The organism is Actinorhabdospora filicis (genome assembly GCF_030269765.1).
Lineage (GTDB): Bacteria > Actinomycetota > Actinomycetes > Mycobacteriales > Micromonosporaceae > Actinorhabdospora > Actinorhabdospora filicis.
This window is the reverse complement of record NZ_BSTX01000001.1, coordinates 1,883,082-1,900,738: the sequence shown is the minus strand read 5'-3', so window position 1 is coordinate 1,900,738 and position 17,657 is coordinate 1,883,082. Positions and strand designations below refer to the sequence as shown.

General features: G+C 70.2%; 18 protein-coding genes. 13 read left to right on the top strand and 5 right to left on the bottom strand.

The features are described from left to right. The first annotated feature begins 8 nt into the window (after window positions 1-8). Genes QSK10_RS08885 through QSK10_RS08870 form a run of 4 tightly spaced genes read left to right on the top strand, consistent with a single transcriptional unit; the run spans window position 9 to window position 4,762 of the window. The gene (locus tag QSK10_RS08885) at window positions 9-1,454 is read left to right on the top strand and encodes a S10 family peptidase (protein WP_285662134.1); all 1,446 of its coding nucleotides are present in this window, start codon (window positions 9-11) and stop codon (window positions 1,452-1,454) included. Further along, window positions 1,451-3,115, top strand: a complete 1,665-nt coding sequence (locus QSK10_RS08880; protein WP_285662133.1) for an L-aspartate oxidase — start codon at window positions 1,451-1,453, stop codon at window positions 3,113-3,115. The genes QSK10_RS08885 and QSK10_RS08880 overlap by 4 nt, the downstream gene beginning before the upstream one ends. A gap of 17 nt (window positions 3,116-3,132) precedes the next feature. Further along, window positions 3,133-3,993 (top strand): carboxylating nicotinate-nucleotide diphosphorylase, encoded by an 861-nt coding sequence (nadC, locus tag QSK10_RS08875; protein ID WP_285662947.1) that lies wholly within the window; start codon window positions 3,133-3,135, stop codon window positions 3,991-3,993. Window positions 3,994-4,000: 7 nt separating this feature from the next. Further along, complete coding sequence (locus QSK10_RS08870) at window positions 4,001-4,762, top strand: type III pantothenate kinase (RefSeq protein WP_285662132.1); 762 nt, start codon at window positions 4,001-4,003, stop codon at window positions 4,760-4,762. 46 nt (window positions 4,763-4,808) lie between these two features. On the opposite strand, the gene QSK10_RS08865 is transcribed toward QSK10_RS08870, so the two are convergent. Both QSK10_RS08865 and QSK10_RS08860 read right to left on the bottom strand, forming a co-directional pair. Next, entirely contained in the window at window positions 4,809-5,411 is a 603-nt protein-coding gene (locus tag QSK10_RS08865) for a GNAT family N-acetyltransferase (protein WP_285662131.1), read from the bottom strand. Further along, the gene (locus tag QSK10_RS08860) at window positions 5,404-5,883 is read right to left on the bottom strand and encodes a mycothiol transferase (RefSeq protein WP_285662130.1); all 480 of its coding nucleotides are present in this window, start codon (window positions 5,881-5,883) and stop codon (window positions 5,404-5,406) included. Before QSK10_RS08860 ends, QSK10_RS08865 begins: the two co-directional genes overlap by 8 nt. A 54-nt stretch (window positions 5,884-5,937) precedes the next feature. Here QSK10_RS08860 and QSK10_RS08855 point away from each other — a divergent pair, with 54 nt between their 5' ends. The 6 genes from QSK10_RS08855 (at window position 5,938) to QSK10_RS08830 (ending at window position 14,471) form a co-directional block, all read left to right on the top strand. Then, window positions 5,938-6,885: a helix-turn-helix transcriptional regulator gene (locus QSK10_RS08855; protein WP_285662129.1), complete on the top strand. Its 948-nt coding sequence runs from the start codon at window positions 5,938-5,940 to the stop codon at window positions 6,883-6,885. Between the two features lie 456 nt (window positions 6,886-7,341). Continuing rightward, window positions 7,342-8,073, top strand: a complete 732-nt coding sequence (locus QSK10_RS08850) for a class I SAM-dependent methyltransferase (protein WP_285662128.1) — start codon at window positions 7,342-7,344, stop codon at window positions 8,071-8,073. Between the two features lie 134 nt (window positions 8,074-8,207). Beyond that, the gene (gene lysS, locus QSK10_RS08845) at window positions 8,208-9,662 is read left to right on the top strand and encodes a lysine--tRNA ligase (RefSeq protein WP_285662946.1); all 1,455 of its coding nucleotides are present in this window, start codon (window positions 8,208-8,210) and stop codon (window positions 9,660-9,662) included. Window positions 9,663-9,811: 149 nt separating this feature from the next. Further along, the gene (locus QSK10_RS08840; RefSeq protein WP_285662127.1) at window positions 9,812-10,168 is read left to right on the top strand and encodes a histone-like nucleoid-structuring protein Lsr2; all 357 of its coding nucleotides are present in this window, start codon (window positions 9,812-9,814) and stop codon (window positions 10,166-10,168) included. A 226-nt stretch (window positions 10,169-10,394) separates the two neighbouring features. After that, the gene (locus QSK10_RS08835; protein ID WP_285662126.1) at window positions 10,395-11,477 is read left to right on the top strand and encodes a DUF1214 domain-containing protein; all 1,083 of its coding nucleotides are present in this window, start codon (window positions 10,395-10,397) and stop codon (window positions 11,475-11,477) included. 450 nt (window positions 11,478-11,927) lie between these two features. Further along, window positions 11,928-14,471 carry an ATP-dependent Clp protease ATP-binding subunit gene (locus QSK10_RS08830; protein WP_285662125.1) on the top strand — a complete coding sequence of 848 codons (2,544 nt, stop codon included), beginning with the start codon at window positions 11,928-11,930 and terminating at the stop codon, window positions 14,469-14,471. Window positions 14,472-14,533: 62 nt separating this feature from the next. Here QSK10_RS08830 and QSK10_RS08825 read toward each other — a convergent pair whose 3' ends face one another. From QSK10_RS08825 to QSK10_RS08815, 3 genes are all read right to left on the bottom strand, one after another. Continuing rightward, window positions 14,534-14,749 carry a type II toxin-antitoxin system HicB family antitoxin gene (locus tag QSK10_RS08825; protein WP_285662124.1) on the bottom strand — a complete coding sequence of 72 codons (216 nt, stop codon included), beginning with the start codon at window positions 14,747-14,749 and terminating at the stop codon, window positions 14,534-14,536. Next, window positions 14,746-15,144, bottom strand: a complete 399-nt coding sequence (locus QSK10_RS08820) for a hypothetical protein (protein ID WP_285662123.1) — start codon at window positions 15,142-15,144, stop codon at window positions 14,746-14,748. The genes QSK10_RS08825 and QSK10_RS08820 overlap by 4 nt, the downstream gene beginning before the upstream one ends. 85 nt (window positions 15,145-15,229) lie before the next feature. Then, window positions 15,230-15,925 (bottom strand): NAD(P)-dependent oxidoreductase, encoded by a 696-nt coding sequence (locus QSK10_RS08815; RefSeq protein WP_285662122.1) that lies wholly within the window; start codon window positions 15,923-15,925, stop codon window positions 15,230-15,232. Window positions 15,926-15,977: 52 nt separating this feature from the next. Here QSK10_RS08815 and QSK10_RS08810 point away from each other — a divergent pair, with 52 nt between their 5' ends. The 3 genes from QSK10_RS08810 (at window position 15,978) to QSK10_RS08800 (ending at window position 17,657) form a co-directional block, all read left to right on the top strand. Then, window positions 15,978-16,451 (top strand): MarR family winged helix-turn-helix transcriptional regulator, encoded by a 474-nt coding sequence (locus QSK10_RS08810; protein WP_285662121.1) that lies wholly within the window; start codon window positions 15,978-15,980, stop codon window positions 16,449-16,451. Window positions 16,452-16,539: 88 nt separating this feature from the next. Further along, entirely contained in the window at window positions 16,540-16,674 is a 135-nt protein-coding gene (locus tag QSK10_RS08805; RefSeq protein WP_285662120.1) for a hypothetical protein, read from the top strand. A gap of 14 nt (window positions 16,675-16,688) precedes the next feature. After that, a complete protein-coding gene (locus QSK10_RS08800; protein ID WP_285662119.1) occupies window positions 16,689-17,657 on the top strand; it encodes a zinc-binding dehydrogenase in 969 nt (322 codons plus the stop codon).

Genomic DNA, 17,657 nt, shown 5'->3' with positions numbered 1-17,657 from the left:
GCCTTCCCATGAGCGACACCCCCGAGAAGGCCGAGCGCCCCGAGCCCAAGGACGACCTCGTGACCAGCCAGCACACCTTGGTGTCGCCTGGTCACGAGGATCTCCACTACACCGCGACCACGGGACGCGTCGTCCTGCGGGAGGAGACGCACACCGACGACGTCTTCGACGGCCACAAGGCGAAGGCGGAGATGTCGGTCACGGCCTACACCGTCGACGGTGAGAACCGGCCGATCCTGTTCGCGTTCAACGGTGGTCCCGGTTCGTCCTCGGTGTGGCTGCACCTCGGCCTGCTCGGGCCCCGCCGTGTGGTCATGGGCGACGCCGGTGAGCTGCTGCCCCCGCCCTATGGCCTCACCGACAACCACGAGACGCTGCTGCGGCACGCCGACCTGGTGTTCATCGACCCCATGTCGACGGGCTTCTCGCGGGCGGTGGAGGGCGGCAAGGCCGGGGAGTACCACGGCTACCTCAAGGACGTGGAGAGCGTCGGCGAGGTGATCCGCATGTGGATCACCCGCAACAACCGCTGGCTGTCCCCGAAGTACCTGTGCGGCGAGTCCTACGGCACGCTGCGCGCGGCGGCCCTGGCCGAGCACCTCCAGTCCCGGCACGGCATGCAGCTCAATGGGCTGGTGCTGATCTCGGCGACGCTGGACCTGGGCACCATCGACTTCACCGACCACAACGACGACCCCTACGTCTACTACCTGCCGACGTACGCGGCCACCGCCCACTACCACGGCCTGCACGGGGACCGCCCGCTCGCCGAGGTCGTCGCCGAGGCCGAGGAGTACGCCTCGAAGGACTACCAGTGGGCCCTGCACCGGGGCGCGCGCCTGACGCCGGAGGAGCGCGCGGAGGCCGTGGCGACCGTCGCGCGCCTGACCGGGCTGTCGGAGTCCTACGTGGACCGCGTCGACCTGCGCCCGGAGCACATCCGCTTCCAGTCGGAGCTGCTGCGCGAGAAGCGCCTGGTCGTGGGCCGCCTCGACGGCCGCTTCACCGGCGAGGACAGCGACTACGGCCGCGAGAACTGGTCGGCCGACCCGTCCATGTCGGCGATCGTGGGCCCCTACACCGCCGCGCTCAACCACTACCTGCGCGCCGAGCTGGGCTACGAGAGCGACCTGCCCTACGAGATCATCACCGTGAAGGTCCACCCCTGGTCCTTCAAGGAGTTCGAGGGCAAGAACATCTCGGTGGCCGACAAGCTCGCCCACGCGATGCGCAACAACGAGCACCTGCGCGTCCACGTCGCCGCCGGGTACCACGACGCGGCCACCCCGCACTTCGCCGCCGAGGCCACCATGGCGCGGCTGGCGATCTCGCCGAAGCTCCAGGAGAACATCTCCTTCGAGTACTACGAGGCCGGGCACATGATGTACGTCCACGAGGAGTCGCGCCTGCGGCAGTCGGCCGATCTGGCCGCGTTCGTCCGAGGCGAGCGGTGAGCACACCCCTTTTGATCCCGCCGGCCGCGCTGCCCAAGATCCCCCAGAGGCTCCTGGCGGCCGAGCCGACGTGGACCGAGACCACCGACGTCGTCGTCATCGGCTCCGGCATCGCCGGTCTCACCACGGCCCTGCACCTGCGGGAGCAGGGCCTGCACGTCACCGTCGTCACCAAGGACAACCTCGACGACGGCTCCACGCGCTGGGCGCAGGGCGGCATCGCCGCCGTCCTCGACCCGCTCGACACCCCCGAGGCGCACGCCGTCGACACCGAGATCGCCGGTGTGGGCCTGTGCGACCCGGCCGCGGTGAAGATCCTGGTCACCGAGGGCCCCGGGCAGGTCCGCGAGCTCATCCGGGCCGGCGCCGAGTTCGACCGCAACGCCGACGGCTCGCTCGCCCTCACCCGTGAGGGCGGGCACCGCGCCAACCGCATCATCCACGCCGGTGGCGACGCCACCGGCGCGGAGGTGCAGCGCGCGCTGCACGCCGCCGTCCACCGCGACCCGTGGATCCGGCTCATCGAGCACGCCCTCGTCCTCGACCTGCTCACCGACGCCTCCGGCCGCGCCTGCGGCGTCAGCCTGCACGTCCTGGGCGAGGGCACCGAGGACGGCGTCGGCGGCATCCTCGCCCGCGCCGTCGTCCTGGCCACCGGCGGGCTCGGCCAGCTCTTCGCGACCACCACCAACCCCTCGGTGTCCACCGGGGACGGCGTGGCGCTCGCCCTGCGCGCCGGGGCCGCGGTCACCGACCTGGAGTTCGTGCAGTTCCACCCCACGTCCCTGTACCTGACGGGCGTGCGGGACCGGCAGCCGCTCATCTCCGAGGCCCTGCGCGGCGAGGGCGCCCACCTCGTCGACGCCGACGGCAAGCGCTTCATGGTCGGCGCGCACGAGCTCGCCGAACTCGCCCCCCGCGACGTGGTCGCCAAGGGCATCACCCGCGTCATGCACCGCGACGGGCTCGACCACGTCTGGCTCGACGCCCGCCACCTGGGCGGTCCGATGCTGGAGGAGCGCTTCCCGACCATCCTGGCCGCGTGCCGGGCCGCCGGGATCGACCCCGTCACCGACCTCATCCCCGTCGCGCCCGCCGCGCACTACGCCTCCGGTGGCGTGCGCACCGACCTGCACGGCCGCACCTCCGTCGCCGGGCTCTACGCCTGCGGCGAGGCGGCCTGCACCGGTGTGCACGGCGCCAACCGGCTCGCCTCGAACTCGCTGCTGGAGGGCCTGGTCTTCGCCCGCCGCATCGCCGACGACATCGCCCGCGACCTGCCCGGGCAGGCCGATCCGGTGCCGGTGCCGCGCGACTGCTCGCAGTGGGTGGCGTCCACGACCTCCCGCGCCGAACTCCAGCGCGCGATGACCCGCGGCGCGGGCGTCCTGCGCTCGGCGGAGGGGCTGGGAGAGGTCGCCGAGACCCTCGGCGCCCTCGGCAAGGCCCGCTCGGGGCGTCCCCGCACCGAGACGTGGGAGGTCACCAACCTCCTCACCGTCGCCGCGGCGCTCGTCTCAGCCGCGCATGCCCGCACCGAAACCAGGGGATGCCACTGGCGGGAGGATTTCCCCGAAGCCGATGACGCCTGGCGGGGCCACCTGCTGGCGTCGATCGGTCCAGACGACCAGATGAACACGACCTGGGAGGCCATCGCGTGAAGTCGACCGTGGAACGCATCGAAGACGGCGGACTGGACCTGCTCGAAGTCACCCGCATCGCCCGCGCCACCCTCGCCGAGGACCTCGGCGGGCCCTCCGGCGTCGACGTGACCAGCGTCGCCACCATCCCCGAGGACGCCGTCGCCACCGCCGACCTCGTCGCCCGCGAGTCCGGCGTCATCGCCGGGCTGCCCGTGGCGGCGATGGTCTTCGAGGCCGCGTCCAACACCGCCGCGACGTTCGAGTACCTCGTCGAGGAAGGCACCGAGGTCGGCCCCGGCACCGTCCTCGGCACCGTCAGCGGGCCCGCGCGCGCCCTGCTCACCGCCGAGCGCTCCGCGCTCAACCTGATCTGCCGCATGTCCGGCGTCGCCACCCACACCCGCGCCTTCGCCCGGGCCCTGCACGGGTTCAAGGCGACCGTCCTGGACACCCGCAAGACCACCCCCGGCCTGCGGCACCTGGAGAAGTACGCCGTCCGCGTCGGCGGCGGCGACAACAAGCGCATGGGCCTCTACGACGTGGCCATGATCAAGGACAACCACATCATCGCCGCCGGTGGCATCACCGCCGCCTACGACCGGGTCCGCGCGGCGTTCCCCGACGTGCGCGTCCAGGTCGAGGTCACCACCGTGGAGGAGGCCGTCGAGGCGGTCAAGGCCGGCGCCGACTTCCTCCTGTGCGACAACATGTCCACCCAGGCCCTCACCCAGGTGGTCTCGCAGGTCGGCGGCGTCGCCGAACTGGAGGCCACCGGCAACATCACCCTGTCCACCGCCCTCAACTACGCCAAGACCGGCGTGGACTACATCTCGGTGGGGGCGCTCACGCACTCCTCGCCGATCGTCGACATCGCTCTGGACATCAGGGAAGGCTAGAAAGCTCATGCTCCTGTGCATCGACGTGGGCAACACCAACACGGTGCTGGCGACCTTCGACGGCGACAAGCTCGTGCACTCCTGGCGCATCCGCACCGACTCGCGCGCCACCGCCGACGAGCTCGCGCTGATGCTCAAGGGCCTGCTCGCCGGGGACAACGTCCAGATCACCGGCGTCGCCCTGTGCTCGACCGTCCCCCAGGCCGGACGCGAGATCCACCGCATGCTCGACCGCTACTACGGCAACGTGCCCCACGTGGTGGTCGGCCCCGGCACCCGCACCGGCGTCCACCTCGCCATCGACAACCCGAAGGAGGTCGGCGCCGACCGGGTCACCAACACCCTCGCCGCCTACACCCTCTTCGGCGGGCCCGCGATCATCGTCGACTTCGGCACCTCGACCAACATCGACGTCATCAGCGGTAAGGGCGAGTTCCTCGGCGGCGCCTTCGCGCCCGGCATCGAGATCTCCATCGACGCCCTCGCCCAGCGCGCCGCCCAGCTGCACAAGGTGGAGCCGGTCAAACCCCGCTCGGTCATCGGCAAGAACACCACCGAATGCCTCCAGTCGGCGATCGTCTACGGCTTCGCCGGCCAGGTGGACGGACTGGTGTCGCGCATGATCGCCGAACTCGGCGGCGAAGTCGCGGCGGTGGTCGCCACGGGCGGACTGGCGCCGGTGGTGATCGGGGAGTGCGCGACGGTGACGCACTACGAGCCGATGCTGACGCTGATCGGGCTGCGGATGATCTACGAGAAGAACTCCTGAGGGAGTGGTTCGAGAACGCGGGGCCGTCCTTCGGGGCGGCCCTTTCTCACCCCTCCCCGAAGTCCATCCGCATCACCACCCGCCGCAGCGTCGGTTGCGCCACCTGCGTGTACCCCGCGTCCAGGAACGCCCCCAGCGGGCCCACGTGCAGCTCGCCCCAGGTGATCACCTTTCCGGGGACGGTGATCATCGCGTAGCCCTCGACGGCCGTGGCCCCCTGCTCGCGCGCGTAGTCGGCGGCGGCCTTGGCCAGGACGGTGGTGAGTCCTTCGCGCCGGTGGTCCTTGCGGACGAAGAAGCACGTCACCGACCACACGCCGGGGTCGGTCTTGTCCTCGTCGCGTTTCGCCCAGGTCACGCGCCGTCCGAGCAGGCCGGGGTAGCGGGTGCGGGGGGCCACCGCGACCCAGGCGATGGGTTCGCCGTCGCGGTAGCCGATGAGGCCGGCCGTGGGGGCCCCGGGTTCGCCGCAGCGGGCGTCTTCTTCGAGTGAGGCGGCGCGTTCGGCGTCGGTGGCGTACCAGAAGGTGCGGCTGGGCATGGCGAAGCGGCGGCAGTAGCAGCGGTCGCCCTCCTTGCCGAAGCCGAGGAGCCCGGCCAGGTCGGCCCAGGGGGCGCTGGAGGCGGGCACGATCGTCAGGTCACTCATCCGGTTCGTCCTCGCCGACGAGGCCGTCGATGGATTCGCGGATCAGGTCGATGTGGCCGAGGTGGCGGGCGTACTCCTCGATCATGTCGGCGACGAGGCGGCGGACGCTCACCTTGAGCCCCTTGGACGAGGTCCAGGGCGCGATGTCGCCCAGGTCGAAGCGCGCCAGGTTCGCGCGGGAGCGGGCGACGGCGGCCTCCCACAGCTCCACGCCGCCCTCGGGGGACCACTTGTCGGCCACCGACACCGCGGCGGGCTCGCCGAGGCGCACCTGGAACATGTCGTCCTCGACGGTGGCCAGGTGGGTCAGCAGGCCGCCCAGGGTGAGGGTGGAGGGGGCGAGGGTCGCGCGCATCCCCTCGGCGTCCAGGCCGCGGGTCTTCCACGCCACGAGGCGGCGGCCGCGTTCCAGCGAACCGATGAAGGTGTCGCGCTCGTCGCCGATGAACGCGGGCTCACGAAGGATCTCCATGTCGAAGCACGCTAACGTGCTATCCGGACGTTCTACTGCCGGGTTGGGGAAAAGATGCGTGACGAGAGTCCCACCGCGCGGGCGCTGCTGGCCCTGGAGCTCATCCAGAACCGCCCCGGCGTCACCGCCGACCGCCTGGCCGCCCGCCTGGGCGTGACCGAGCGCGCCGCCCGGCGCTATGTGGGGATCCTGCGCGAGGCGGGCATCCCCGTGGAGTCGGTGCGCGGACCCCACGGCGGCTACCGGGCGGGCCGGGGCCTGCGCCTGCCGCCGCTGATGTTCAGCGCGACCGAGGCGCTCGGGCTGGTCATGGCCGTCCTGGACGGCAATCACGCCGCCGACCCCGAGGGCCCGGCCGGACTCGCGCTCGGCAAGCTCATGCGCGTCCTGCCCGAGACGGTCGCGGGACCAGCCGAGGCGGCCTGGTCGGCGGTCTCGCGCGCCGCCGACCCGCAGGCCGCGAGGCCGGACGTCGAGGTCGCCGCGGTCCTCCTGCGCGGCTGCGCGACGAAACGGCGGGTGCGGCTGACCTACCGCGAGCGCGTCACCGAGGTCGATCCGTGGGCGGTGGTGGTCCGGCGCGGCAAGTGGTACCTGCTGTGCTGGTCGCACGCGGTGGACGCGCGCCGGATGCTGCGCGTGGACCGCGTGCTGGCGCCGGAGGTGCTGGACGTGCCCGCCGAGGTCCCCGAGGGGCTCGACCCGATCGCGGCGGTCGAGGAGCAGCTCTCCGAGGGCTGGGGGATGCCCACCGAGGTCATCATCGACGCGCCCGTGGAGTGGGCCTCGCGCTGGGTTTCGCGCAGTCTCGGCCGCCTGGAGCCGTACGGGACGCACCAGTCGCGCCTGCTCGGCAGTACGGAGGCGCCCGGCTGGTACGCGCGGCAGCTCGCCGTCATCGAGGTGCCGTTCCGGGTGGTGGGCTCGCCGGAGCTGCGCGAGGCGGTCCGGCACTTCGCCGAGCGCTTCGCCCGCGCGGCCGGCGAAGGCGACGATCGTTGATCGACGTGGTGACGGCTCCCCGGGCCGGGTGACGTGGTTCGCCCGCGCGTCCGCCGAGCGCGACGATCGTTAGACGGAGTAAACACTCCCGTTCCAACCCCCATCCGCGCGGGCTTGGGCGCGGGGACCGCGTTCCGGTCGGTCCCCGCGCCGGCGTCCGCACGGACGCCCATCCGCGCTCTCCCTCGAAGGCGCGGACGTCTTCAGTCACCCCTTACCCCTTTGACGCCCCCGGGCCCCATCCCGGTTGACGCACATGGTCCCCGATCCGTCAACCCGTCGCGCACGGTCATCGCATTGCCCCGATCGGGTGGGTGTGCAGTACTGTCCGCAACGCCCCTTCGAGAATTCACCGAATCAGTCCCCTTCCGCAGCCCCCCAGACGCGAATCAGGCCGATACGCGCCGATTTCGCGTACCCCATCTATGCGGATCGATATGCGAAAGGCAACCCGTCATGACCGACCCAGCGCACTCCTTCGGGCAGGCCGCCGGCGTTTACGACGCCATCCGCCCGACATACGCCTCCGAACCGCTCGTATGGGCCTTGGGGACCGCACCGCTCACGGTGGTCGACCTGGGCGCCGGAACCGGAATCCTCTCTCGCGCGCTGGCCGCCCTGGGCCACCGCGTCATCGCCGTCGAGCCCGATGCCGAGATGCTCGCCAAGCTCGCCGAGAAATCGCCGGGAGTGGAACCGCGCCAAGGCGACGCCGAGCACATCCCGGTCGACTCCGGCAGCGTCGACGCCGTCACCGCCGGTCAGGCCTACCACTGGTTCGACCCGGCGAAAGCGCACCCGGAAATCGCCCGCGTCCTGCGCCCCGGGGGCGTGTTCGCGCCGATCTGGAACCTTCGGGACGAAACCGTTCCGTGGGTGTCGCGAATGTCGGAGCTGATCGGCAAATCCGAGGCCGAAGTCGTCGCCCACGCCGTGCCCGATCTCACCGCCGACGGCTTCGAACGAGCCGAAAGTCACACTCTCTTCTACGACCGCGTGATGACCGAGGAGGATCTGGTCACCCTCGTGAAGTCGCGCTCCTACTATCTGATCGCCGATGAGGAGGGCCGCGCCGAACTGGAACGCCGAACGCGGGAACTCGTCCGGACCCATCCCGATCTGGCCGGAAGAAGCACGTTCGAGCTGCCCTACGAGACGCTGGCCTACCGGATCCGCCGGAAGGGCTAAAAGCCGTCGAACCCCCGAAGACGCTGCACGTATTCTGGTCGGCGACATAAGCACCGCCCCAGCGAGACCGTGTAGCAAAGGAACGTGGCGTGACCGACACAGGCGTACCCGGAATCGATGATCTGCCCGAGCAGATGCGAGTCAGGCGTGAGAAGCGCGACGAGCTGCTCGACTCGGGTGTCGAGCCGTACCCGCTCGGTGTCAAGCGCACGCACACCCTCGCCGAGATCCGGCGGAACTACGACGGCCTGGCCGTCGACACCGCCACCGGCGACAAGGTGACCGTCACCGGACGGGTCATGTTCCTGCGCAACACCGGCAAGCTGTGCTTCGCCACCCTCCGCGAGGGCGAAGGGGTGGAGCTGCAGGCCATGCTCTCGCTGGCCAACGTCGGCGAGGAGCGCCTGGCCGACTGGAAGCGCCTGGTCGACATCGGCGACCAGGTCGCCGTCACCGGCGAGGTGATCAGCAGCAGGCGCGGGGAGCTCTCCGTCCTGGCGGACGACTGGGAGATGACCGCCAAGGCGCTGCGGCCGCTGCCGGTCGCCCACAAGGACATGAGCGAGGAGTCTCGCGTCCGGCAGCGGTACGTCGACCTCATCATGCGCCCGCAGGCGCAGCAGGTAGTGCGGGACCGGGCCGCCATGGTCCGCTCGCTGCGCGAGCAGTTCCACGAGCGCGGCTTCATCGAGGTGGAGACCCCGATGCTTCAGCCGATCCACGGCGGCGCCTCCGCCCGGCCCTTCGCGACGCACAGTAACGCTTTCGATACCGATCTATTCTTGCGGATCGCACCGGAGTTGTACCTGAAACGCTGCGTGGTCGGCGGCCTGGACAAGGTATTCGAGATCAATCGGAATTTTCGCAACGAGGGCAGTGACTCCAGTCACGCGCCGGAGTTCGCAATGCTGGAAGCCTATGAGGCATACGGCAACTACGACACCATGGCGGCCCTGGTCCGCGATCTGGTGCAGGGCGCGGCCCGCGCGGTCTACGGATCCACAGTGGTCACCCACGCCGACGGCTCCGAGTACGACCTCGGCGGACAGTGGAACGAGATCACCGTCTTCGGTTCCATTTCCGAGGCGCTCGGTGAGGAGGTCACCGTCCGCACTCCCTACGAGGAGCTGAAGAAGTACGCCGAGGGTATTGAGCTGGGCGTCGACCCCGCCTGGAGCGCCGGGAAGCTCGCCGAGGAGCTTTTCGAGGCCCTCGTGCAGGACAAGCTGCGGGAACCGACGTTTGTGCGCGATTATCCCGAGGAGACCTCGCCGCTGGTCCGCCAGCACCGCACCGAGCCCGGTCTCACCGAGAAATGGGACCTCTACATGCTCGGCGTCGAGATGGGCACCGGGTACTCCGAACTCGTCGACCCGGTCGTCCAGCGTGAACGCTTCATGCAGCAGGCGCGCCAGGCGGCCCGCGGCGACGACGAGGCCATGCGCCTCGACGAGGATTTCCTGCGGGCAATGGAGTACGGGATGCCCCCCACCGGCGGCTTCGGCATGGGCATTGACCGGCTCCTCATGGCGCTGACCGGTCTCGGTATTCGGGAGACCATCCTCTTCCCAATGCTGCGGCCGGAGTAGCCGAACGGACGAGTCGCAGATCATCACTCGGGCTCATCAACCGCAGGTCGCACCCGGAATAGAGTGCGCGCTGTTTTGTTCGGAGTACGGTTGAGCTAAGGTATCTCCGTAAACAAGGTTGAGGTCGTTATTTCCCGAAGGGAACCCACGTGGCATCGAAAGTTCAGGTAATCCTCGTCGATGACCTCGACGGCGGTAAGGCGGACGAGACCGTCAAGTTCGGTCTCGACGGGAAGATCTACGAGATCGACCTGGCCGAGGACAAGGCCGCCACCTTGCGTGAGGCGCTCGCCGACTACGTCGCCGCGGGTCGCAACATTGGCCGTTTCCCCATGGCCGGTGGCAAGGCGCCGGTGGGTATCCCGGGTCGCGCGGTCGGCCGTCCCACTACCGACCGTGAGCAGAACAAGGCCATTCGGGAATGGGCCAAGCGCAATGGCAAGCCCGTCTCCGACCGCGGCCGCATTCCGCAGGAGATCATCGACGAATACCACGCCCAGGCGTAGTACCAGCTCGGTCCTTCATCGGACCACCGGCATCACCGCGACCCCGCCCCACCCGTCAAGGGGCGGGGTCGCGGTGTATCCGCAGAACAGCGCCGTTAATCGGACGTAACCCGCTGTTTTCGGCCTCCTCTACCCCGCAAGATCACTAAACTTCCTCACGTCCGGCTCGCGTCGCGCGGGCCGGGAGGCGCGGCCGTCGCGGCCCACGCCGTCCGGGGGGATGCCGATGACCACCGCGCCGAGCGGTCTGGCACCCGGCCTCTCGCCGCCGGACCTGGCCGCCGCCTACCGCTTCTGGCATCCCACGGTCGCCACCGAGGGGCTCCTCCAGGGCCTGCGCGATCTGGGCATCGCCGAGGGCGCGGCCATGGCCATCGGCGTGGCCGGTCCCAGGCACACCGGCTTCACTCTCGACCCCGGTACCGCCCGCGGCCTCGCCGCGCTCGACCTGCGCGCGGGCGCCGTCCGCGTCGAGCTGCCGCCCGGCCCGGTCACCGGGCACGTGGACGACCGCCACCGCACCCGGGTCGCCGATCTGGCCGCCGGCCGAAGCCATCTCATCCGCCCGCCGGGCGACCTGTGCCCCGAGGCCCGATCTGGGACCTCGATCGCCCTGCTGCACCTGCGCGTCCCGCTCACCGGCGGCGACACCGGCCGGGCCCTGGACACGCTGCGGCGCGTGAACGTCCAGCGGCCGGGCGCGCAGCCCGTCCTCTTCTTCCCGTGTGTCGACGTGAGCGCGCTGTCCACCGACGGCACGTGCCTGCGCTGGGAGGAGGGCCCCGAGTACTGGCGGGTGCTGCGCCGGGTCCTGGCCGCCGAGCCGCGTCCCGATGGGCCACCGATCCCTCCCGGCGCCGGACGGTGGACGCGCGAGGCCCGCGACGCGATGCTCGCCGAGGCCTACGCGGGCACGCGCCCGGCCTGGCCCGGGCGGCGCTGGGAGCGGGTCGAGCCCGCCGACACCCCCGGCCTGCACTGCCTGACCGCGCGCGACTCCGCCGGGCGGCTCCTCGACGGCGGCGCGAACTACCGGCTGGGCGCGCCCCCGCCCGTCCCGGAGTGGTCGGTGACCGCCTACGACCGCCGGACGCGCTCCCAGGTCCGCACCGACCAGGACCGGGCCGCGCTGCGGTCCCTCGCCGAGCCGGTCCCCGCCGGCGCCGAGCTCTTCTTCGGGCCCGCGCCGCCGATGGAGTACGCCGACAGCCGCTGGGTCAAGACCGTGCCCGGCGAGGGCTGGTTCGCGCACCTGCGCGTGCACGGGGCGGCGGGGGAGTGGCGGCCCGGGGACTTCGAGAGGCTCTGATGCCGGTCCGGCCGGAGAATCTCGCGGTGGGTGCGTGCGGGCTCACAGTCGGGTCGGCGACAGTCGGCAGCGGCGTTCACGCCGTCCTGCGCGGTGATGGCGGTGTTGCCGCTGGTGATGGGGATGCCGCTGGTGGGGAAGGGGATCGGCGGGCTGTAGTGCCGCACACATGCCCCTGAGCGGGGAACAAAACCCTCACCGGACGCGCTGTCCCGTCATCGGGTGGTCGCCCGGGAGCTTCCCGTGTTCGCTGACGGCGTACAAGCACAAGTCGGCGGAACACATGGTTCGCCACGTAGGTTGGGGCCAGGGAGTGTCACGGAGCGACGATAGAGTGAAGACCCGGGCACTTGGCACTAACTGTCCCGGGCCGGCGAGAGCCGGGCCAGCGATTCGAGGTCCGGCCCGGCGTCGGGAGCCCCGTCGCAGGTATGTGAGGAGCACGTAGGAATGTTTGAGAGGTTCACCGACCGAGCGCGGCGGGTTGTCGTCCTGGCCCAAGAAGAGGCCCGGATGCTCAATCACAACTACATCGGCACCGAGCACATTCTGCTCGGGCTCATCCACGAGGGTGAGGGCGTCGCCGCCAAGGCTCTGGAGAGCCTCGGCATCTCGCTTGAGGGCGTGCGCCAGCAGGTGGAGGAGATCATTGGGCAGGGACAGCAGGCCCCCAGTGGGCACATCCCGTTCACGCCTCGCGCCAAGAAGGTTCTTGAGCTGTCGCTGCGGGAGGCCCTGCAGCTCGGCCACAACTACATCGGCACGGAGCACATCCTCCTCGGCTTGATCCGTGAAGGCGAGGGTGTCGCCGCTCAGGTGCTCATCAAGCTCGGCGCGGACCTCAACCGGGTCCGCCAGCAGGTCTTGCAGCTTCTGTCGGGTTACCAGGGCGGTAAGGAGCAGGCCACGACCGGCGCCGCCACCGGTGAGCAGACGCCGTCGACGTCGCTGGTCCTGGACCAGTTCGGCCGCAACCTGACGCAGGCCGCGCGCGACGGCAAGCTCGACCCGGTCATCGGGCGCGAGCGTGAGATCGAGCGCGTCATGCAGGTCCTGTCCCGCCGCACCAAGAACAACCCGGTGCTGATCGGTGAGCCCGGCGTCGGCAAGACCGCCGCCGTGGAGGGCCTGGCGCAGGCCATCGTCAAGGGCGAGGTGCCCGAGACCCTCAAGGACAAGCACCTCTACACCCTGGACCTGGGCGCGCTGGTCGCCGGTTCCCGCTACCGCGGTGACTTCGAGGAGCGCCTGAAGAAGGTGCTCAAGGAGATCCGCACGCGCGGCGACATCATCCTGTTCATCGACGAGATCCACACCCTGGTCGGCGCCGGCGCCGCCGAGGGCGCGATCGACGCCGCCTCCATCCTCAAGCCGATGCTGGCCCGCGGTGAGCTGCAGACCATCGGTGCGACGACCCTCGACGAGTACCGCAAGTACCTGGAGAAGGACGCCGCCCTGGAGCGCCGCTTCCAGCCGATCCAGGTGGACGAGCCGACCCTCGCCCACACGATCGAGATCCTCAAGGGCCTGCGGGACCGTTACGAGGCGCACCACCGCGTGTCCATCACCGATGACGCGCTGGTGGCCGCCGCGACCCTCGCCGACCGCTACATCTCCGACCGGTACCTGCCGGACAAGGCCATCGACCTCATCGACGAGGCCGGCGCCCGCATGCGCATCCGCCGCATGACCGCGCCGCCGGACCTGCGCGACTTCGACGACCGGATCGCCCAGGCGCGCCGGGACAAGGAGTCGGCGATCGACGCCCAGGACTTCGAGCGTGCCGCGCAGCTGCGCGACAAGGAGAAGCAGCTGATCGATCAGCGCGACCGCCGTGAGAAGGAGTGGAAGGCCGGCGACCTCGACGTCGTGTCCGAGGTCGACGACGAGATGATCGCCGAAGTGCTGGCCAACTGGACCGGTATCCCGGTGTACAAGCTCACCGAGGAGGAGACCTCGCGTCTGCTCCACATGGAAGACGAGCTGCACAAGCGGATCATCGGCCAGAAGGACGCGGTCAAGGCCGTGTCGCAGGCGATCCGCCGTACCCGCGCCGGGCTGAAGGACCCCAAGCGTCCCTCGGGTTCCTTCATCTTCGCCGGTCCCTCCGGTGTCGGTAAGTCCGAGCTGAGCAAGGCCCTCGCCGAGTTCCTCTTCGGTTCCGAGGACAGCCTGATCCAGCTGGACATGTCCGAGTTCCACGACCGCTACACCGTGTCCCGCCTGGTCGGCGCCCCTCCCGGGTACGTCGGCTACGACGAGGGCGGCCAGCTCACCGAGAAGGTGCGCCGGAAGCCGTTCTCCGTCGTGCTGTTCGACGAGATCGAGAAGGCCCACGCCGACGTGTTCAACACGCTCCTCCAGATCCTGGAGGACGGCCGCCTGACCGACGGTCAGGGCCGCATCGTGGACTTCAAGAACACCGTCATCATCCTCACCACCAACCTCGGTACCCGCGACGTGGCCAAGGCCGTGTCGATGGGCTTCCAGTCCGACGAGGACGGCGGCGAGGCCGGTTACGAGCGCATGAAGCAGAAGGTCCAGGACGAGCTCAAGCAGCATTTCCGGCCCGAGTTCCTCAACCGCATCGATGACATCATCGTCTTCCCGAAGCTCTCGGAGAGCGAGATCGTCTCGATCGTGGACCTCATGCTCAAGCGCATCGAGGAGCAGCTGAAGAACAAGGACATGACCCTCGACGTGACCCCCGGCGCCCGCCTGTACCTGGGCACCAAGGGCTACGACCCCGTCCTGGGCGCCCGGCCGCTGCGCCGGACGATCCAGCGCGAGATCGAGGACACCCTGTCCGAGAAGATCCTGTTCAACGAGCTGCGCCCCGGCCAGATCATCCACGTGGACGTGGAAGGCGAGCCGACCGACATCGAGAACGCCCACCTGGTGTTCAGCGGTGCCGAGGGCGAGCCGCTGGTGAAGGTCCCGGACGGCGTGCCGCCGGAGCTCGCTGCGGAGCAGGTGACCAACGGGGACGAGTAGGCCCCGGGTTAGTGGGTTAGTGGAGAGCGCCGGTTCCCTTGGGGGACCGGCGCTCTTGCTTGTCAGAGGGTGACGAGGGTGACCTCGACCGTCGAGGGGGCGGGGACGGGCTCGCCCATCTCGCGCAGGAGCTCGATGTGGAAGCGCATGGCCTCGCGCATCTCGGCGAGGGTCTCCTCGGGGGAGTCGGCCAGGGCGACGCAGCCGGGGAGGTCGGGGGACCAGGCGCCGAAACCGCCGTCGTCGGCGCGTTCGATGATGATGGCGTACCCCTTCATCGCTCACGTCCGGCCAGGCCCGCGACTTCGAGAACACTTCGCGTGACGCCGGGGGACGCCGCCCGGGTCGGCCTCATGCCCATGGTCACGAGCCCCGCCTCAGACGGGTTGGTGAACTGCATGCAGCCACCGTTTCGGCGCACGTGGTTCCATCCGGCTTCGGTGAGCAGGCCGACGAGCCCATTGGTGCTGCCGGGGTCCTTCGAACCCGGCCGGATCGGGATCTCGCTCGCGATCAGTTCGGCGGCCGTGGGCAGCGGTTTGCCGAGGCTGGCGAAGACCCACGCGTAGTGGTCCATCGCGGGCGTGTCCTCGGGGCCGCGGCAGATCGCCTTCATCACCTTCGCCGCCCGCTTCCGCCGCTGCTCGGGGGTCTCGCCGGGGTAGTACGCCATCGTGTCCCCTCTCTAGATCGTCCATCTGCGGTAACGACCTGCATCTGCAGAAGTCACGTGAGCCCTCCTGTCGCGTCCGCGACAGCTACTTCTTCAGCGCCTCCTTGCGCATGAACTCCACCAGCCCGATCCGCGCCGAAGGCGTCGCCACCGCCACCGCCCGCCCGACCCACCTGTCCTCCGAGGCGCAGGCGAGCATGAACGCCGCCAGGTCCGCCCGCGAGGTGAACCGGTACCCGCAGTGCCCCTCCTCGACATGAAACGCGGTCCGCTCGCCCTCGAAGAGCCCCGACGGCCGCGCGATCACCCACTCCAGCCCGCTCTCCCGCACCGCCGACTCCATCCGGCGCATGTCGTCATAGACCGTCCGCCCGAGCTTCTTGATCACGTACGGCTTGAGCAGCTTCTCGAAGACGAGCCCGCCCCCGGTGTCGTGCCGCAGCGCGTCCGCGTCGACGGCAGACGAGCTCACCACCACCAGTCGCCGGACGCCGTGCGCCCGCATCGCGTCGATCATGTTGCGCGTGCCGCGCGAGAAGGTCTCCACCTCGTCCTTGCCGAAGGGGACGCCGAGGGCCGACAGGACGGCGTCGCCGCCCGCGATCGCGCCCGACACGTCCTGCGGCGAGAGCGCGTCCCCGACGTGCACCCGCAGGCGGTCGTGGGCGATGGGGAACGCGGTGGACCGGGTGAAGGCGGTGACGTCGTGCCCGGCGGCCAGTGCCTGGCGGACGAGGTGGTGGCCGGTGGGGCCGTTGGCCCCGAAGACGCGGATGTCCATGGCATACTCCCTACAGTGATCTGAGCCCCGTACTACATGGAGAACGTATCATATGAGTTCCATATCTTCTAGGGATCGCCGTCACCTCACCAACGGCGTCAAGGAGCACCTGCGCGAGCTCTCGGTCCAGCTCGCCCTCCTCAACCACCGGGTCAGCGCCGGCGCCGGGCTCAAGCAGGTCGACCTCGACTGCCTCGACCTCATCACCCGGCACGGCCCGATCGGGCCGAGTGCGCTGGCGCGGCGGGCGGGGCTGCATCCGGCGACGATGACGGGCATCCTCGACCGCCTCCAGAAGGGCGGTTGGATCGTCCGCGAGCGCGATCCGGAGGCCGCCGACCGGCGGGCGGTGACGCTGCGGGCGGTCAAGGAGCGCATGGGGGAGATCTACCGCCTCTTCGGCGGGATGAACGCGGCGATGGACGAGCTGTGCGAGGAGTACACCCCTGAGGAACTGGAGGTCATCGCGGGTTTCCTGCGCAGGACCACCGACGCGGGACAAGAGGTGACGGCGGACCTGGTGTAAAGGACATGGCGTAAAGCCGACACCCCCGCCGTTCGCCCCCGCGGCCCCCGGGCGCTCCGGTAGTACTTACTCCCAAAGGGGGGAAGTCATGAAGAAATGGATCGCCCGCGGCCTGCTCATCCTGGCCGCCGCGACACTCGGGGCCTACTTCGGCAAGAAGTCGGAGGCCGCGCCGCCCGTGCCGGTCTGCGCGGCGAGCGCCGAATGCCACGGGGGACGATGATCTAGGCTCGCCGCATGCGCGCCGCCGTCCTGTCGGGTCCCGGACCCGTCGAGAACCTCACCGTCACCGACCTGCCGCTGCCCGAGCCGGGACCCGGGTGGGTCCGGGTTCGCGTGGAGGCGGCCGGGATCAACCGCTCCGAGCTGCACACGCGGCTCGGCCTCGCCGTGGGGGTGACGTTCCCGCGCGTCCCGGGCATCGAGGCCGTCGGCACGGTCGATCTTGATCCCGACGGTGTGCTGGAGCCCGGGACGCAGGTCGCGGCGATGATGGGCGACATGGGCCGGAGCTACGACGGCGGTTACGCCGAGTACACGATCGTCCCGCGCGAGATCCTCATCCCGTTCCGCTCGGAACTGCCGTGGGAGACCATCGGCGCGGTCCCGGAGACCCTGCAGACGGCCTACGGCTCGCTCACCACCGGCCTGGACCTGCGCGAGGGCCAGACGCTGCTCATCCGCGGCGGCACCTCGGCGCTGGGCATGGCCGCCACCGCGCTCGCCCGCGACATGGGCGCGAAGGTGCTGGCCACCAGCCGCAGCGCGGCGAGGCTGGGCGCGATCGAGGCGCAGGGCGCGCACGGCATTGTGGACGACGGGAAGGTCGCGGAGAAGGTGCGCGAGCTGTACCCGGAGGGTGTGGACGCCGCGCTTGAGCTGGTCGGCACCGACGTCCTGCCCGACACGCTGCGCGCGGTTCGCGTGCACGGCACGGTGTGCTTCACGGGGATGCTGTCCAACCAGTGGACGGTCCCCGATTTCTACCCCATCGGCTACCTGCCGAAGGGCGTACGGCTGGCCGCCTACGGCGGTGAGTCCTCGGATCTGCCCGCCGAGGTCCTCCAGTCGTACCTGGACCGCATCGCGGCCGGTGCGGTGACGCTCGGGCCGGTGACGGTGTACCCGCTGGCGGACGTCCGTCGCGCCCACGACGACCTGGAGCACAATCGCGTGTTCGGCAAGCTGGTGCTGCGGACGCGGTGA

Bases quoted from the DNA above. Each gene is read 5' to 3' on its own strand.
- QSK10_RS08885 (WP_285662134.1), top strand. From the start codon at position 9: ATGAGCGACACCCCCGAGAAGGCCGAGCGCCCCGAGCCCAAGGACGAC.
- QSK10_RS08870 (WP_285662132.1), top strand. From the start codon at position 4,001: ATGCTCCTGTGCATCGACGTGGGCAACACCAACACGGTGCTGGCGACC.
- QSK10_RS08865 (WP_285662131.1), bottom strand. From the start codon at position 5,411: ATGAGTGACCTGACGATCGTGCCCGCCTCCAGCGCCCCCTGGGCCGAC.
- QSK10_RS08860 (WP_285662130.1), bottom strand. From the start codon at position 5,883: ATGGAGATCCTTCGTGAGCCCGCGTTCATCGGCGACGAGCGCGACACC.
- QSK10_RS08855 (WP_285662129.1), top strand. From the start codon at position 5,938: ATGCGTGACGAGAGTCCCACCGCGCGGGCGCTGCTGGCCCTGGAGCTC.
- QSK10_RS08850 (WP_285662128.1), top strand. From the start codon at position 7,342: ATGACCGACCCAGCGCACTCCTTCGGGCAGGCCGCCGGCGTTTACGAC.
- lysS (WP_285662946.1), top strand. From the start codon at position 8,208: ATGCGAGTCAGGCGTGAGAAGCGCGACGAGCTGCTCGACTCGGGTGTC.
- QSK10_RS08835 (WP_285662126.1), top strand. From the start codon at position 10,395: ATGACCACCGCGCCGAGCGGTCTGGCACCCGGCCTCTCGCCGCCGGAC.
- QSK10_RS08830 (WP_285662125.1), top strand. From the start codon at position 11,928: ATGTTTGAGAGGTTCACCGACCGAGCGCGGCGGGTTGTCGTCCTGGCC.
- QSK10_RS08825 (WP_285662124.1), bottom strand. From the start codon at position 14,749: ATGAAGGGGTACGCCATCATCATCGAACGCGCCGACGACGGCGGTTTC.
- QSK10_RS08820 (WP_285662123.1), bottom strand. From the start codon at position 15,144: ATGGCGTACTACCCCGGCGAGACCCCCGAGCAGCGGCGGAAGCGGGCG.
- QSK10_RS08815 (WP_285662122.1), bottom strand. From the start codon at position 15,925: ATGGACATCCGCGTCTTCGGGGCCAACGGCCCCACCGGCCACCACCTC.
- QSK10_RS08810 (WP_285662121.1), top strand. From the start codon at position 15,978: ATGAGTTCCATATCTTCTAGGGATCGCCGTCACCTCACCAACGGCGTC.
- QSK10_RS08805 (WP_285662120.1), top strand. From the start codon at position 16,540: ATGAAGAAATGGATCGCCCGCGGCCTGCTCATCCTGGCCGCCGCGACA.
- QSK10_RS08800 (WP_285662119.1), top strand. From the start codon at position 16,689: ATGCGCGCCGCCGTCCTGTCGGGTCCCGGACCCGTCGAGAACCTCACC.